The sequence below is a fragment of the Caballeronia sp. genome, assembly GCF_049581465.1.
Lineage (GTDB): Bacteria > Pseudomonadota > Gammaproteobacteria > Burkholderiales > Burkholderiaceae > Caballeronia.
The window spans coordinates 18,877-33,886 of the sequence record NZ_JBAUSA010000737.1 but is presented as its reverse complement, the minus strand read 5'-3'; the positions used below and the strand labels follow the sequence as shown (position 1 = coordinate 33,886).

General features: G+C 58.6%; 16 protein-coding genes and 1 other RNA gene. 13 read left to right on the top strand and 4 right to left on the bottom strand.

Going from position 1 to position 15,010, the window contains the following annotated elements; all coding sequences use genetic code 11:
• From WCA53_RS18210 to WCA53_RS18185, 6 genes are all read left to right on the top strand, one after another.
• Positions 1–912, top strand: a 912-nt coding sequence (locus WCA53_RS18210; protein WP_423913563.1) for a LysR substrate-binding domain-containing protein, incomplete at its 5' end; no start/stop codon positions are given.
• Between the two features lie 108 nt (positions 913–1,020).
• Positions 1,021–2,334, top strand: a complete 1,314-nt coding sequence (locus WCA53_RS18205; protein WP_423913560.1) for a Glu/Leu/Phe/Val family dehydrogenase — start codon at positions 1,021–1,023, stop codon at positions 2,332–2,334.
• Between the two features lie 291 nt (positions 2,335–2,625).
• Positions 2,626–3,519 carry a glutamate/aspartate ABC transporter substrate-binding protein gene (locus WCA53_RS18200; protein WP_423913558.1) on the top strand — a complete coding sequence of 298 codons (894 nt, stop codon included), beginning with the start codon at positions 2,626–2,628 and terminating at the stop codon, positions 3,517–3,519.
• Between the two features lie 69 nt (positions 3,520–3,588).
• Positions 3,589–4,329 (top strand): amino acid ABC transporter permease, encoded by a 741-nt coding sequence (locus tag WCA53_RS18195; RefSeq protein ID WP_423913555.1) that lies wholly within the window; start codon positions 3,589–3,591, stop codon positions 4,327–4,329.
• On the top strand, positions 4,329–5,006 hold the full coding sequence (gene gltK, locus WCA53_RS18190) for a glutamate/aspartate ABC transporter permease GltK (protein ID WP_423913552.1): 678 nt from the start codon (positions 4,329–4,331) through the stop codon (positions 5,004–5,006). Before WCA53_RS18195 ends, gltK begins: the two co-directional genes overlap by 1 nt.
• The gene (locus WCA53_RS18185) at positions 5,003–5,728 is read left to right on the top strand and encodes an amino acid ABC transporter ATP-binding protein (RefSeq protein WP_423913547.1); all 726 of its coding nucleotides are present in this window, start codon (positions 5,003–5,005) and stop codon (positions 5,726–5,728) included. The genes gltK and WCA53_RS18185 overlap by 4 nt, the downstream gene beginning before the upstream one ends.
• A 74-nt stretch (positions 5,729–5,802) precedes the next feature.
• On the opposite strand, the gene WCA53_RS18180 is transcribed toward WCA53_RS18185, so the two are convergent.
• On the bottom strand, positions 5,803–6,138 hold the full coding sequence (locus WCA53_RS18180; protein ID WP_423913543.1) for a YegP family protein: 336 nt from the start codon (positions 6,136–6,138) through the stop codon (positions 5,803–5,805).
• A gap of 66 nt (positions 6,139–6,204) precedes the next feature.
• A complete protein-coding gene (locus tag WCA53_RS18175) occupies positions 6,205–7,098 on the bottom strand; it encodes a class II glutamine amidotransferase (RefSeq protein WP_423913540.1) in 894 nt (297 codons plus the stop codon).
• Between the two features lie 293 nt (positions 7,099–7,391).
• On the opposite strand from WCA53_RS18175, the gene pyrC reads away from it, so the two are divergent.
• From pyrC to rnpB, 3 genes are all read left to right on the top strand, one after another.
• Positions 7,392–8,483: a dihydroorotase gene (gene pyrC / locus WCA53_RS18170; RefSeq protein ID WP_423913537.1), complete on the top strand. Its 1,092-nt coding sequence runs from the start codon at positions 7,392–7,394 to the stop codon at positions 8,481–8,483.
• Positions 8,483–9,292 carry a DUF3025 domain-containing protein gene (locus WCA53_RS18165; RefSeq protein WP_423913534.1) on the top strand — a complete coding sequence of 270 codons (810 nt, stop codon included), beginning with the start codon at positions 8,483–8,485 and terminating at the stop codon, positions 9,290–9,292. The genes pyrC and WCA53_RS18165 overlap by 1 nt, the downstream gene beginning before the upstream one ends.
• Positions 9,293–9,315: 23 nt before the next feature.
• Positions 9,316–9,741, top strand: an RNA gene (gene rnpB / locus WCA53_RS18160) — RNase P RNA component class A.
• 66 nt (positions 9,742–9,807) lie between these two features.
• Here the strand turns inward: rnpB and WCA53_RS18155 are convergent.
• Positions 9,808–10,230, bottom strand: coding sequence for an OsmC family protein (locus WCA53_RS18155; protein ID WP_423913531.1), 423 nt, complete (start codon positions 10,228–10,230; stop codon positions 9,808–9,810).
• 389 nt (positions 10,231–10,619) lie between these two features.
• Between WCA53_RS18155 and rplM the strand changes: the two genes are divergently transcribed.
• From rplM to erpA, 3 genes are all read left to right on the top strand, one after another.
• A complete protein-coding gene (gene rplM / locus WCA53_RS18150; protein ID WP_423913527.1) occupies positions 10,620–11,048 on the top strand; it encodes a 50S ribosomal protein L13 in 429 nt (142 codons plus the stop codon).
• An 11-nt stretch (positions 11,049–11,059) separates the two neighbouring features.
• Positions 11,060–11,452 carry a 30S ribosomal protein S9 gene (gene rpsI / locus WCA53_RS18145; protein WP_056355701.1) on the top strand — a complete coding sequence of 131 codons (393 nt, stop codon included), beginning with the start codon at positions 11,060–11,062 and terminating at the stop codon, positions 11,450–11,452.
• A 239-nt stretch (positions 11,453–11,691) separates the two neighbouring features.
• Positions 11,692–12,072: an iron-sulfur cluster insertion protein ErpA gene (gene erpA, locus WCA53_RS18140; protein ID WP_423913522.1), complete on the top strand. Its 381-nt coding sequence runs from the start codon at positions 11,692–11,694 to the stop codon at positions 12,070–12,072.
• Positions 12,073–12,233: 161 nt separating this feature from the next.
• On the opposite strand, the gene WCA53_RS18135 is transcribed toward erpA, so the two are convergent.
• The gene (locus tag WCA53_RS18135) at positions 12,234–13,367 is read right to left on the bottom strand and encodes an anhydro-N-acetylmuramic acid kinase (RefSeq protein WP_423913567.1); all 1,134 of its coding nucleotides are present in this window, start codon (positions 13,365–13,367) and stop codon (positions 12,234–12,236) included.
• Between the two features lie 385 nt (positions 13,368–13,752).
• On the opposite strand from WCA53_RS18135, the gene tyrS reads away from it, so the two are divergent.
• The gene (tyrS, locus tag WCA53_RS18130) at positions 13,753–15,009 is read left to right on the top strand and encodes a tyrosine--tRNA ligase (RefSeq protein WP_423913519.1); all 1,257 of its coding nucleotides are present in this window, start codon (positions 13,753–13,755) and stop codon (positions 15,007–15,009) included.
• The last annotated feature ends 1 nt before the right edge of the window (position 15,010 follow it).

Sequence of the window (15,010 nt, the reverse complement as noted above, 5' to 3'; positions counted from 1 at the left end):
GCCGAGTTGCGGCACATCACGCAGCCTGCGTTTTCCCGCCGCATCCAGGCGCTCGAAGCCTGGCTGGGTACGGATCTCATTGACCGTTCGGTCTATCCCACGCGTCTCACGCAAGCCGGCCAAGTCTTCTACGAACAAGCCCTGGCGATGCTGTCGCAATTCCACGAGGCGCGCACGCTCTTGCGGGGCCAGGGCGGCGTGCCGGATGCGACCATCGACTTCGCAGTGCCGCACACGCTTTCGCTGACGTATTTCCCGCGCTGGCTGCAGCACATTGAAGCGCGACTCGGTCGCATCAACACAAGACTGCGCGCGCTGAACGTCCATGACGCGGTTTTGTCGCTAGTGGAGGGCGGTTGCGACCTGGTAATGGGTTATCACCATCCGAGCCATCCAGTCGCGCTCGATCCCGCCCGCTACGACATGCTGACGCTTGGCACCGAGCCGATCAGCCCATTCTCGGCAGTGAACAAAGGCGGTCGCGCACGCTTCACGCTGCCCGGCGCCGCCAATGCCCCCGTCCCGTATCTTTCCTACACGCCGAACGCCTATCTCGGGCGCATGACCGAGGTGATCATCGCGACATCGGCGGTTCGTCTTCATCTCGACAAGGTCTACGAAACCGACATGGCCGAAGGCCTGAAAGCAATGGCATTGGCCGGACACGGCATCGCGTTCCTGCCGCATAGCGCCGTGGCGAACGAAATCGATGAGGGACGCCTGATCCGGCTCGACCGCGGGACGCGGGGAACACCCGCCGGCCAATTCACGCTCACGATGGAGATCCGGCTCTACCGGGACAAGCTGGCGTCCAAGGGCGGCGATGCGCGTCAGCAACTCCTGCTAAAGCTATGGGAAGCCGTAGGCGAAGAACGGGCGAAAGTGGAGAAAAGCGAAACGCAAGCCACCTAGTGTTTTTGACGTTATGCGTGAAAGACATAACGCAATAAACAAACGGCATTGGATTTCAATATCCGATTTTTCGACAATGAAGCCATTCCACACACCGCTGGAGCTTCAATGACATTGCCGCAGCACGATCAGCACGTTCCCGCCGTTCAGCACGCCATTCCCTCCTATCTCGATTCCACGCATCTCGGACCCTGGGGCAACTATCTCCAGCAGGTCGATCGCGTCGCGCCGTATCTCGGTTCGCTTTCACGCTGGCTCGAAACGCTCAAGCGCCCGAAGCGCATTCTGATCGTCGATTGCCCAATCGAACTCGATAACGGCACGGTCACTCACTTCGAGGGTTATCGCGTGCAGCACAACATGTCGCGCGGTCCCGGCAAGGGCGGCGTGCGTTATCACCAGGACGTGACGTTGTCGGAAGTGATGGCTTTGTCGGCGTGGATGTCGGTGAAGAATGCGGCTGTCAACGTGCCGTACGGCGGTGCAAAAGGGGGTATCCGTGTCGATCCGCGCACGCTCTCACGCGGCGAACTTGAACGCCTGACGCGTCGATACACCAGCGAAATCGGCATCATCATCGGACCGAATACCGACATTCCCGCGCCCGACGTCAACACGAACGAACAGATCATGGCGTGGATGATGGACACGTATTCCATGAACCAGGGCCAGACGGCGACGGGCGTCGTGACCGGCAAGCCGATATCGCTCGGCGGTTCGCTCGGCCGCAAGGAAGCAACGGGGCGCGGCGTGTTTGTCGTGGGTTCGGAAGCGGCGCGCCGGATTGGCTTCGAGATCGAAGGTGCCCGCATCGCGGTGCAGGGTTTCGGTAACGTGGGCGGCATCGCAGCACGCTTGTTCCAGGAAGCCGGCGCGAGGGTCGTTGCCGTGCAGGATCACACGGGATCGCTGTACAAATCGTCGGGTATCGATACCGTCGCTTTGTTCGAATACGTCGGCAAGCACGGCGGCGTGGGCGGTTTCGCAGGCGCCGATCCCGTCAGCAAGGACGAATTCTGGATGATCGAAAGCGACATCCTGATTCCAGCGGCACTCGAAGGCCAGATCACGGAAGTGAACGCACCGAAGATCAAGACGAAGATCGTGGTGGAAGGGGCGAACGGCCCGACGACCACCGCCGCCGACGACATTCTTCACGACAAGGGCATTCTCGTGATCCCGGACGTGGTTGCGAACGCGGGCGGCGTGACCGTCTCGTACTTCGAATGGGTGCAGGATTTCTCAAGCTTCTTCTGGACGGAAGACGAGATCAACCAGCGGCTCGAACGCGTGATGCGCGAAGCGTTCGCCGCGGTCTGGCAAGTAGCGAGCGAGCACAAGGTCTCGGTACGCACGGCGGCGTTTATCGTTGCGTGTACTCGCATTCTCCAGGCGCGCGAAATGCGCGGCCTGTATCCATGATTCACGCCAAGACAATGTTTTTATGTGCATACGAACACATAAACAGAACACAATAGGCAGGCATGAATTAGCGTTTTGGGCGACGTCCTTCTGGGACGCCGCCTTTCTTCGTAATCAGACTCGCTTCAAACAGAGATCACGAGCATTCGAACGCAGGTGAAAAGGGTTGAAACACAAGCTGCATAAGGCATTTCAATGTGTGTCTTAAAAATGACGGATGTGAACGACAATCATTCTTTCAGTTTTGTTACCCTGCTAAACTTGCGCCGTTTTCGCCATGGAGATCAAACAATGAAGATTAAAAAAGTCGCGCTGCTGCTCGCTGCGCTGAGTGTTTTCGCCTCAGGCGCTCAAGCCCAAAACAACGATACGCTGAAGAAAATCAAGGATTCCGGGAACATCTATCTGGGCTACCGTGAATCGTCGGTTCCGTTCTCGTATTACGACGACAAGCAACAGGTCATCGGCTATTCGTACGAGTTCGCGCTGAAGGTGGTCGACGCCGTCAAGCAAAAGCTCAACATGCCGAACCTGAAGGTTCAGCAGAAATCGGTGACGTCGCAGAATCGCTTGCTGCTGGTGACGGGCAACCAGATCGACATCGAGTGCGGTTCGACCACGAACAACGCCGAACGCCAGCAACAAGTCGCGTTCTCCAATACTATCTTCGTGATCAGCACGCGCTTGATGGTGAAGAAAGATTCGGGGATCAAGGATTTCGCCGACCTGAAGGGTAAGACGGTCGTGACGACTGCCGGCACCACGTCCGAGCGTCTGATTCGCAAGATGAATCAGGACAAGAACATGGGCATGAACATCATCAGCGCGAAGGATCACGGCGACTCGTTCCTGACGTTGTCCACAGGCCGTGCCGTGGCGTTCATGATGGACGACGCGTTGCTGGCCGGCGAACGCGCGAAGTCGAGCAATCCCGGCGATTTCATCATTGTCGGTACGCCGCAATCGCGTGAAGCCTACGGCTGCATGCTGCGCAAGAACGATCCGGAGTTCAAGAAGGTCGTCGACGACGCCATCGCCAAGGTAGAAACGTCGGGTGAAGGCGATGCGATCTACAAGAAGTGGTTCGAAAATCCGATTCCACCGAAAGGCCTGAACCTGAACTTCCCGGAAAGCGACGACATGAAGGCGCTCTTCAAGAGCCCGAACGACAAGGCAATCGACTAATTCGATCCCGCTGGATTGATGGAAACGGAAGGAGCGCGCGCTTCTTCCGTTTTCTTTTGGAGGAAGTCCATGTCCTACCACTGGAATTGGGGCGTTTTCCTGAGCCCCGTATCGACCGGCGAGCCGACCACCTATCTCGGCTGGCTCATATCCGGGTTCTGGGTGACAGTCGTTGTGTCGCTGGCTTCATGGGTCGTCGCACTTGTGGTGGGCTCGCTGTTCGGTATTCTTCGCACCGTACCGAACCGCAAGCTTGCCGCCATCGGCACGGGTTATGTCGCCATCTTTCGCAATATTCCGCTGCTCGTGCAGTTCTTCATCTGGTATCTCGTGATACCCGAATTGTTGCCGGTTTCCATCGGCAACTGGTTCAAGCAACTCCCGCCGAACGCGCAGTTTTATTCATCGTCCATTGTCTGCCTCGGGCTCTTTACCGGCGCACGGGTGTGCGAGCAAGTGCGCTCGGGGATCGAAGCGCTGCCGCGCGGACAACGCGCCGCAGGCCTTGCGATGGGCTTCACCGAATGGCAGACGTACCGATACATCCTGATGCCGGTCGCCTACCGGATCATCGTGCCGCCGCTCACGTCGGAATTCCTGAACGTGTTCAAGAACTCGGCGGTGGCATCGACCATCGGCTTGCTGGAATTGTCGGCGCAGGCACGACAGCTCGTCGATTACACCGCGCAGTCGTATGAATCGTTTATTGCCGTCACGCTCGCGTACATGCTGATCAACCTGGTCGTCATGCAATTGATGAAATGGGTCGAAGTGAGAACCCGTTTGCCCGGCTACATTGGAGGCAAGTGATGCATCATTTCAATTGGAGCAGCGTGATCAGTTCGCTGCCGACGCTCTGGACCGGCGCGATCATCACGCTGAAAATCACGCTCATTGCGCTGGTATTCGGAATCTTGTGGGGCACGGTGCTCGCGCTGTTTCGCCTGTCGAGCGTCAAGCCGCTGGAACTGTTTGCGCGCGGTTACGTGACCTTGTTCCGCTCGATACCGCTGCTGATGGTATTGCTGTGGTTTTTCCTGATCGTGCCGCAGGTCCTGCAGAACGTGCTGGGGCTGTCGGCGGAAGTCGATATTCGTCTCGTCTCCGCCATGGTCGCGTTCTCGCTCTTCGAAGCTGCGTATTATTCGGAGATTATCCGCGCGGGCATTCAGGCGGTGTCGCGCGGGCAGGTGAACGCGGCGTTCGCGCTCGGCATGTCCTATACGCAAGCCATGCAGTTGATCGTGCTACCGCAGGCGTTTCGCGCGATGGTGCCGCTGTTGCTCACGCAGGCCATCGTGTTGTTCCAGGACACATCGCTGGTCTATGTGATCAGCCTCGCGGACTTTTTCCGCACGGCGACGAACGTCGGCGATCGTGATGGCACGACCGTCGAAATGGTCCTGTTCGCCGGCGCGTGTTATTTCGTGGTGTGCCTGGTTGCATCGGCGCTCGTCAAAAGTCTTCAGAAAAAGGTCGCTCGATGATCTCAATCAAGAATGTTTCGAAATGGTATGGCTCGTTCCAGGTGCTGACCGACTGCTCGACCGAAGTTCAGAAGGGCGAGGTAGTGGTGGTGTGCGGCCCCTCGGGTTCCGGCAAATCGACGCTCATTAAAACCGTGAACGGTCTTGAACCGTTCCAGAAGGGCGAGATCACGATCGACGGGCAATCGGTCGGCGATAAAAAGACCAACCTGTCGAAGCTGCGCGCGAAAGTCGGGATGGTGTTCCAGCACTTCGAATTGTTTCCGCATTTGTCGATCGTGCAGAACCTGACGCTCGCGCAGATCAAGGTGCTTGGACGGTCGAAGGATGAGGCGAGCGTGAAGGGGTTGGCGCTGCTGGATCGTGTGGGTTTGAGCGCCCAAGCCGATAAATTCCCCGGCCAGCTTTCCGGTGGACAGCAACAGCGCGTGGCGATTGCGCGGGCTTTATCGATGGATCCGATTGCCATGCTCTTCGACGAACCCACGTCCGCGCTCGACCCGGAAATGATCAACGAAGTGCTCGACGTGATGGTCGAACTCGCGCAGGAAGGCATGACCATGATGTGCGTCACGCATGAAATGGGCTTTGCGAAGAAGGTTGCGAACCGCGTTATTTTTATGGATAGCGGGTTGATCGTGGAAGACGACAAGAAAGACGCGTTCTTCGACAATCCGCGCTCGGATCGCGCGAAGGACTTTTTGGCGAAAATCCTGCACTAAATCGTGGCAGGGTGAAAAATGCGAAAGGCCGTTCCAACGCAAGCTGGAACGGCCTTTTTTAACGTTAAATCGATCTATTTCGTGTTGTCGCGCAACGCCGCATCGGGCGCGTTTTTTTTCACCGACTCAATGCCCGCATCCCGCGAGGCCGCGCTGCTATAGGTCTCGCTCACGCCGATGATCGCCTGGTTCCCGCCCTTCAGCGTGAAAAACGGCAAGCCGCTTTCGTCCGTCATGCGGTCGTAGCGCTCATCGAGCGGCGCGTTCACCTTGACCGAAGCAATGCCGTGCTCCGCCGAAGCCCGCGTCACATACATTTCACTTTTCAGGATCGGCTCGCCGTTGGAAGCGCGCAGGTTGAAGTAGTACTGGCCGTTGCGGGCTTTGTCGATAACGAACGTTCCTGACATGGCTTTCTCCGTGAGTGGAACGAGCTTGAATCCAGTCCGCAACGAGGCGCAGTGCTATTGCGCGCGTTATTCGATCCCGAGTTCCGTCTCCACTTCAGCGGTCGTCTCGATCGCTAGTACGGATTCGACGCACACCTTGCACAGCGGTTCGCGCGCTTTATCCGCCACGTCCGGGGGCACGGGAATATTCACCGTTTCGAGCAGCACACCGTGCTGGAACAACGCCAGATCGCCCGGTTCGAAGCGGGTCCAGATTTCGTCGTCGGTGAGCGGGGAGGTGGCGATCACCGCGACACGATCTTCCGGCGTCGTGTATTTCGCGAAGTCGATCGACATGTCGGCGTCGATCAGATGCGCCGTGGAAAATGGCCAGCTTCGCACGAGGTAATACAGGTGCGTGGAGCAATGCGAGAACAACGCTTGCCCGTTCGACATCAGGAAGTTGAACACGCCGAATTGCGTGATTTCGCGAGTCAGCTTTTCCAGCGCGGCGAACAACTCGTCGAGCGGCGGCTGGCAGCCGGGAAATTCGCGGCGAAGGCCTTGCAGCAGCGCGCAGAATGCCAGTTCGCTGTCGGTTGTACCAACCGGCTGATACTGGCCGTTCAAGCAAGGCTTATAGTCCTTCAGGTCGCCGTTGTGAGCGAAGATCCAGTGCCGTCCCCACAATTCACGCATGAACGGATGGCAGTTTTCCAGCAGGATATGACCTTGCGTCGCCTTGCGGATATGCGCAATCGTATTCTTCGATTTGATCGGATAGCGCTTCACCATTTCAGCAAGTGGCGAACTGGCCGATGACTGGTGATCTATAAACAGGCGGCATGCCTTGTCTTCAAAGAACGCGATGCCCCAACCGTCCGCGTGATGGTCGGTTACGCCGCCACGCGCCGCGAAGCCGGTGAACGAGAAAGTCACGTCCGTGGGTTCCGCGCAGTTCATTCCGAGAAGTTGGCACATTGATGAGGCTGAAGGCTGGGTAGTGGAGCGAACCGTTACAATACGGTTTCCCAAGGATAGCACCGACGAATCCGCCAAAAAATGCTGTATTTGGCTGAAGGACGGCTTCGTTGTGGAATTTCCACGGTGTTACCCAATCAAATTGGGCAAAGCTTACCGCTCGGCTTTGGCGGCGTTCAGCTCTGGATTTTCTCAATGTGTCGTTGAGTCCGCCTTGGCTCCTCTTGCCTGATCGCTGTTGCTTAAGTTGCTTAGCGTCCCGTTATCCGATCGTTCTTGTCGCCATCACGCCAATGTCCGCTTCCTCGTCTTCTCCCGCTGCATCTATTTCCTCTCCTGAACTGCAATCATCGGTCACGCTCGCGCGCCCCGACGACTGGCATCTGCACGTGCGGGACGGCGCCATGCTGGCCACCGTCCTGCCGCACACCGCACGCCAATTCGGCCGCGCGATCATCATGCCGAACCTGCGGCCGCCGGTTACTACGACGGCGATGGCGGCGGCGTATCGCGAGCGAATCCTCGCAGCGCTGCCGGCCGACGGTCCAAGCGCACGGTTTGAGCCGCTGATGACGCTCTATCTCACCGACAACACGCCGCCCGACGAAATCCTGCGTGCGCGCGAAAGCGGCTTCGTCCATGGCGTGAAGCTATATCCGGCGGGTGCGACGACCAATTCCGACGCAGGCGTCACGAGCGTCGCGAAGTGCGCTAAGACGCTCGAAGCGATGCAGGAGCACGGCATGCCGCTGCTCGTGCATGGGGAAGTGACCGATCCTGCTATCGATATGTTCGATCGCGAGAAGGCGTTCATCGACCGTGTGATGACGCCGTTGCGTAGCGATTTTCCGGCGCTGAAGGTGGTGTTCGAGCACATCACCACGAAGGATGCCGCCGATTACGTCCGCGATGCCGAAGGCCCGATCGGCGCGACGGTGACCGCGCACCATTTGCTCTATAACCGCAATGCGTTGTTTGTCGGCGGGATTCGGCCGCATTACTACTGCTTGCCGGTGTTGAAGCGCGAGACGCATCGGCTGGCATTGGTGACTGCGGCTACCTCGGGCAATCCGCGCTTTTTCCTCGGTACGGACAGCGCTCCGCATCCGAAGGGCTTGAAGGAGCACGCGTGCGGCTGCGCAGGTTGCTACACGGCGCTGCACGCCATGGAGTTGTACGCGCAAGCCTTCGATGAAGCGGGTGCGCTCGACAAGCTCGAGGGTTTTGCCAGCTTCCATGGCGCAGACTTTTACGGTCTGCCGCGTGCGAGCGAGACAGTGACGTTGCGTCGGCAGGCGTGGACCTTGCCGGCAGAGTTCATGGCGGGTGACGACGAGATCGTTCCGCTCGGCGGCGGGGAGCCCGTGAGCTGGAAACTGGCGTAATGATCGACGGGGATTGGCCGGCGCGCATCGACTGGTCGAGCCCGTGGCTTCTGCCGCTGGCGGCGCGAGGCGAACGCTGGCGTCAGGCCGCGCTCGACGGCTACGGTCCCTACCTCGAGACGCTGAATGCCGATGTGCTAGCAAATCCGCGTCTGACAGGGCGCGGCAAGCCGCTGTCGTTTATCGCCCAGGATGATCTGCCGACGGGTGCGTCGTACGAAGGGCATATTGCGGCGACTGGTTGCGTGCCTACGCGGCACAACTTGCATGACTTTTTCAACGCTTCGATGTGGTTCCAGTTTCCGCGCGTGAAGGCGGCATTGAACGCGCGCCAGGCGGAAGAAATCGACCTGCGCGGCATTGGTCCGACGCGGGGCGCCGCGCGTGACGCCCTGACGCTGTTCGATGAAAACGCGGTTCTGCTTGCGTGTGCGGACCCATCGCTTGCGGCGGCGTTGCGAGCGTTCGAGTGGCGTCGATTGTTTGTCGATGAGCGCGCCGCGTGGGAGAGCCGGTGCGAGGTGCGACTATTTGGCCACGCGTTGCTGGAAAAGCTGCTGACGCCGTACAAGGCTTGCACGGGACACGCTTGGATCGTGGACGTTGAGTTGGATTTCTTCGATGCACCGGAGATTGAGCGCCGGGCCATGCTTGACCACGCGATATCCGAAAGCCTGACAAATGAACTCATTTCCAGCCGATGTTTCACCCCGCTGCCGGTGCTTGGCGTGCCAGGGTGGTGGCCGGAAAACGAATCACCGGCGTTTTACGACGACCGTCAGGTTTTCAGGGCGGGGAGGAGGGGGTAACCCCGTGTTAAAATTCGCGCGGCAAAGTAGGCCAGGCGGTCGCGGCCTTTTCCATTTCGACGCTGAAATGTAAAAGGGCGAGGAAAGTCCGGACTCCACAGGGCAGGGTGATGGCTAACGGCCATCCGTGGCGACACGCGGAACAGGGCAACAGAAAGCAAACCGCCGATGGCCCCGGGCGCAAGTTCGGGGATCAGGTAAGGGTGAAACGGTGCGGTAAGAGCGCACCGCGGCTGCTGCAAGGCAGACCGGCAAGGTAACCTCCACCCGGAGCAATTCCAAGTAGGCAGGCGCGCATCTTCGCGATGCAGGACGGGGCCCCCGTCTCGTCTGCGGGTAGGAAGCTTGAGCGCGTCAGTAATGGCGCGTCTAGAGGAATGACGGCCACGCGCGCCGCACTTTCGAGTGTGGCGCGTGCACAGAATCCGGCTTATCGGCCTGCTTTGTCGCTATACAAAAAAGAAAGCCGGCGTCAGTCACGACGCCGGCTTTTTATTTTTTGAGTTTTTGAAGCCTCAGGTCGCGACGATATCGAACGAATGTGTCAACTCAGCCGTCTTCGCGATCATGATCGACGCTGAGCAGTATTTGTCGTGCGACAAGGTGATCGCGCGTTCAACTGTCGCCGGACTCAAATTTTTGCCTGTGACCGTGAAGTGGAAGTGGATCTTTGTGAATACCTTGGGATCATCGCTCGCGCGCTCCGCTTTTAGCGTGACTGAGCAGCCGGCGACATCCTGGCGGCTTTTCTTCAGGATCATCACGACGTCGTAGGCGGTGCATCCGCCCGTTCCCAGCAGCACCATTTCCATCGGGCGAGGGGCGAGATTGCGGCCGCCGCCTTCGGGCGCGCCGTCCATCGTGACCAAATGGCCGCTGCCTGTTTCTGCGGCAAATGCCATTCCGTCCTGTCCCATCCAGCTTACTGTGCATTCCATGCTCAAACTCCGGCGCCACATGGCGCATGCGTATGGTCGATAAATTGTAGCGGTTTGCCTGAATGGAAGCGACGCCGGCCATCTTTTTGGGTGCGGCGCTCGTAGACCGGTCGGACCGGTCAGTGGACGGCAACGCAAGATTCGGTTGTCCGATTCGGCCAGAAAGGCGGTTTCAGCAGCGCTTTTGCCTGCAAACTCAGACGAAATTAAGCCGAATCAGCTTGCCGAACGAGCAAATTTTGACTTCGTATTGAAAATTCCCTTATAATTCAAAGTTCTCTATCCGCACCATGCCCGCGGACGGGAACCAGGGAGAGCCCGCACGCGCCTAGATGCGCACTTACATACAAGCGGGACATCACAGGGCAGAATTATTTTTTGGATCGATCATGAAGACGTTTTCCGCAAAAGCCCATGAGGTGACGCGTGAATGGTACGTGATTGACGCGACGGATAAGGTTCTCGGACGTGTCGCCAGTGAAGTGGCCGCCCGACTTCGCGGCAAGCACAAACCCGAGTTCACCCCGCACGTCGACACTGGCGATTTTATCGTCATCATCAACGCTGGTAAGTTGCGCGTCACGGGCAACAAGGGTACCGACAAGAAGTACTACCGTCACTCGGGTTACCCGGGCGGCATCTACGAAACGACCTTTAACAAGATGCAGGAACGTTTCCCGGGCCGCGCGTTCGAGAAAGCGGTCAAGGGCATGTTGCCGAAAGGTCCGCTCGGCTACGCGATGATCAAGAAGCTCAAGGTCTACGCAGGCGCAACGCATCCGCATACGGCCCAACAGCCTAAAGCGCTCGAGATCTAAAGGGAGCCCATATGATCGGTAATTGGAATTACGGTACGGGCCGCCGCAAGAGCGCCGTTGCTCGTGTGTTCATCAAGTCCGGCACGGGCGAGATCATTGTCAATGGCAAGCCCATTGCTGATTACTTCTCGCGCGAAACGTCGCTGATGATCGTGCGCCAGCCGCTCGAACTGACGAGCCACGCCACCACGTTCGACATCAAGGTCAACGTGAACGGCGGCGGTGAAACGGGTCAGGCCGGTGCAGTTCGCCACGGCATCACCCGCGCGCTGATGGACTACGACGCAACGCTGAAGCCCACGCTGTCACAAGCTGGCTTCGTTACCCGCGATGCTCGTGAAGTCGAACGTAAGAAAGTTGGTTTCCACAAGGCACGTCGCAGGAAACAATTCTCGAAGCGTTAATGTGTTTGTGTGGTTTCGCCATCTCGTTGTTCGGATGGCGAAATTGCTCGAAAAAGCCGCCTGCGCGCATCGCGCCGGCGGCTTTTTTCTTGATGCCGGTCGCGCTGTTCGTTGTTCTTTGCGTGCGGATTGCAAATTTCAGATGGCGTTCGCAGATAGCCTATTGATTTCATGGGCTTCCAGCACGATATCGAGATCGGCCCTACAATAACGTCTAGAAGCTTTTCTGGAGAGTGCGAATGAACGCTGTCACCGATACCACCACGACCGAAACCACCACGACCGGAATGCCGTTGCCGTTCGTTTTCACCGACGCAGCAGCAGACAAGGTCAAGCAACTGATCGACGAAGAAGGTAATCCGGAACTCAAGCTGCGCGTATTCGTGCAAGGCGGCGGTTGTTCGGGTTTCCAGTACGGCTTTACGTTTGACGAAGCCGTGAACGAAGACGACACCGTGCTGGACAAGAGCGGCGTACAGCTGCTGGTCGATTCAATGAGCTACCAGTATCTGGTCGGCGCTGAGATCGACTACAAAGACGATTTGAATGGTGCGCAATTCGTGATCAAGAATCCGAATGCAACGACCACGTGCGGTTGCGGTTCATCGTTTTCGGTTTGATGGTTTAGCTTCTCCGGAAGTCTTTCTGGAAGTTATAGATCAGCGGACGGTTTGTGATCGTGCGGTAGTGAAAACGGAGCTTTAGGGCTCCGTTTTCGTTTTACGCGCGGTTTTTAAGCGCGTTGTCGGACGGATGCGGTGTTGCCACGCTCTTTACCCGCTCATCGTGGATAAACAGCGCCGAGCACCCGCTCTCCGGCCGCGCCAGTCACTGCGGCAACATTGCCCGCCTCGCGCGCCACACAACGCATAGCCAACCATGCGAACGCCAGCGCCTCGACTTGCTGGGGCGGTACGCCGAGCGCGTCGGTGGTCAGCACCGGCGCGCCCGATACGCCGGTTTCATCGAGCGCCTGCTGCAGGGCCCTCATTAATACCGGGTTTCTCGCACCGCCGCCGCACACGTACACAGCACGGCAATCCGATGCGTGACGTTCGATTTCCCGCGCGAGCGTGAGCGCGGTCAGCGCGACGAGCGTAGCTTGCACGTCGGCAGCGGAAACGGTTTCGAAGCCCGCGAGCTTGGCGTCGAGCCATGCCGGATTGAACAAGTCGCGCCCGGTGCTTTTGGGTGGCCGCTCTTCGAAGAACGGTTCATCTAATAGTACGTTCAGCAGCGACCTATCAACCTGGCCTTGCGCCGCGAAATGACCGCCTTCGTCGAAGGGCCGCTTCAGATGACGCTGCGCCCATTCGTCGAGCAACGCGTTTGCCGGCCCGCAATCGAAACCGTGCACCGTGCCGCTCGCGGAAAGGATCGTGATATTGCTGATGCCCCCAAGGTTACACACGACGCGTGTTTCGTTCTTGGCGCCGAAAATGGTCGAATGAAAGGCGGGAACGAGCGGTGCGCCCTGGCCGCCCGCGGCGACATCGCGGCTTCGAAAGTCAGCGATCACGTCGATACGTGTCATCTCGGCGAGCAGGGCGGGGTTGTTGATCTGCCAGGTGTAGCCTTTTTCGGGCCGATGCCGCACGGTTTGTCCATGCACACCAATCGCGCGAATTTTGTTGGCCGAAACCCCGCTCATGCTCTGCAACTCATGACAACACACAGCGTAGCGAGTCGCAAGCGCGTTCGCCGCGAGCGCGGCGCGTTCGAGTTCGTTGTCGCCCGGCGACTGGAGAGCGAAAAGTGCGTCGCGCAGGCCGGTCGAAAAGCCGACGTGCGCCTCGCCAAGCACAGCAGGCTGTTTGCCTTGCGCGAACAGCACCGCGACGCCGTCAACGCCGTCCATGCTCGTGCCTGACATCAAGCCAAAGTACACGCCGTCCGCCTCGCTGCCTGTTGCCACTGTCTCGGTCCTTCTCACCACGTTGTTCTCCTGTTGAATCGGGCTTTGGTCGGCGGGCTGTCGATCCGACTTGCACTGATTGCTTGCCGAGCGGCCATGGACGGCCGCGACGGGTCGATTATCCGCGCTTTGGACCGAATCGTTAAGGCGCTGGCCATGCGGCCATGTTTCGAGCATCCGGCAGGCAGATAAGGCGTTCGAAACATGGCCGAATGGCCAGCAAGCCGTGAAAACGGGGCGAAGGCCAGCGACATCACGTAAAATCCGTTGCCTGAACAAGCGACTGACGGGCCATCTCTGGGATCCGTTTTGCCGGGAGAACGCCGCTTCGCCACATGCACGCCACGTCGCGCCATCGAACAAATCATCCGAGAAAGTTGCAAGCATGACCACTGAACAGAACGACGCTGCGGCTCCAGCTGCGAAAACCCTCCCCCTCACTGACGAAGTGCGGGCCGCGCTCGCGATCGCCAAGCGCGGTTGTGACGAGTTGCTGATCGAAGACGAATTTGCGCAAAAACTCGCCCGCAGCGCGGCGAGCGGCAAGCCGCTACGCATCAAGCTGGGTCTCGATCCGACAGCGCCGGACATTCATATCGGCCATACCGTCGTGCTGAACAAGATGCGCCAGCTGCAGGACCTTGGGCATACCGTGATCTTCCTGATCGGCGACTTTACGTCCCTGATCGGCGATCCGTCAGGCCGCAACGTCACGCGGCCTCCGCTCACGCGCGAGCAGATCGAATCGAACGCGAGGACGTACTTTGAACAGGCCGCGCTCGTGCTCGATCGCGAGAAAACGGAAATTCGATACAACAGCGAATGGTCAATGCCGCTCGGTGCCGACGGAATGATCAAGCTCGCGTCGCGCTATACGGTCGCGCGCATTTTGGAGCGCGACGACTTTTCCAAGCGTTTCGAAGGTGGAGCGCCGATCTCGATCCACGAATTGCTGTACCCGCTCATGCAGGGCTATGACTCGGTTGCGTTGAACGCGGATCTTGAGCTGGGCGGTACCGACCAGAAGTTCAACCTGTTAGTCGGCCGTGAGTTGCAGAAGCAATATGGCCAGGAACAACAGTGCATTTTGACCATGCCGTTGCTGGAAGGGCTCGACGGCGTCGAGAAGATGTCAAAGTCCAAGTACAACTACATTGGTATCAGCGAAAAGCCGTCGGACATGTTCGGCAAGCTGATGAGCATCTCAGACACCCTCATGTGGCGGTACTTCGAACTGCTTTCGTTCAGGAGCATCGAAGAAATCGCACATTTCAAGAGTGAAGCCGACGGCGGACGCAATCCGCGCGATTTCAAAGTGTTGCTCGGGCAGGAGATTGTTGCGCGCTTTCATTCACCCGCAGATGCCGAACGGGCTTTGGAAGACTTTAATCATCGCGCGAAGGGTGGCGTGCCCGATGACATTCCGGCCGTGAGCCTTAGCGGTGCGCCGCTCGCGATCGGGCAAATGCTCAAGCAAGCCGGGCTGGTTCCTTCCACGAGCGAGGCGTTGCGCAATATCGAGCAGGGCGGAGTGAAAATCGACGGCGCTACTGTGTCGGACAAAGGCTTGAAGGTCGAGGCGGGCGAGTTTGTCGTGCAGGTTGGCAAGCGCCGCTTCGCACGCGTGACCCTTACGGCGTAAG

Bases quoted from the DNA above. Each gene is read 5' to 3' on its own strand.
- WCA53_RS18205 (WP_423913560.1), top strand. From the start codon at position 1,021: ATGACATTGCCGCAGCACGATCAGCACGTTCCCGCCGTTCAGCACGCC.
- WCA53_RS18200 (WP_423913558.1), top strand. From the start codon at position 2,626: ATGAAGATTAAAAAAGTCGCGCTGCTGCTCGCTGCGCTGAGTGTTTTC.
- WCA53_RS18195 (WP_423913555.1), top strand. From the start codon at position 3,589: ATGTCCTACCACTGGAATTGGGGCGTTTTCCTGAGCCCCGTATCGACC.
- gltK (WP_423913552.1), top strand. From the start codon at position 4,329: ATGCATCATTTCAATTGGAGCAGCGTGATCAGTTCGCTGCCGACGCTC.
- WCA53_RS18185 (WP_423913547.1), top strand. From the start codon at position 5,003: ATGATCTCAATCAAGAATGTTTCGAAATGGTATGGCTCGTTCCAGGTG.
- WCA53_RS18180 (WP_423913543.1), bottom strand. From the start codon at position 6,138: ATGTCAGGAACGTTCGTTATCGACAAAGCCCGCAACGGCCAGTACTAC.
- WCA53_RS18175 (WP_423913540.1), bottom strand. From the start codon at position 7,098: ATGTGCCAACTTCTCGGAATGAACTGCGCGGAACCCACGGACGTGACT.
- pyrC (WP_423913537.1), top strand. From the start codon at position 7,392: ATGTCCGCTTCCTCGTCTTCTCCCGCTGCATCTATTTCCTCTCCTGAA.
- WCA53_RS18165 (WP_423913534.1), top strand. From the start codon at position 8,483: ATGATCGACGGGGATTGGCCGGCGCGCATCGACTGGTCGAGCCCGTGG.
- WCA53_RS18155 (WP_423913531.1), bottom strand. From the start codon at position 10,230: ATGGAATGCACAGTAAGCTGGATGGGACAGGACGGAATGGCATTTGCC.
- rplM (WP_423913527.1), top strand. From the start codon at position 10,620: ATGAAGACGTTTTCCGCAAAAGCCCATGAGGTGACGCGTGAATGGTAC.
- rpsI (WP_056355701.1), top strand. From the start codon at position 11,060: ATGATCGGTAATTGGAATTACGGTACGGGCCGCCGCAAGAGCGCCGTT.
- erpA (WP_423913522.1), top strand. From the start codon at position 11,692: ATGAACGCTGTCACCGATACCACCACGACCGAAACCACCACGACCGGA.
- tyrS (WP_423913519.1), top strand. From the start codon at position 13,753: ATGACCACTGAACAGAACGACGCTGCGGCTCCAGCTGCGAAAACCCTC.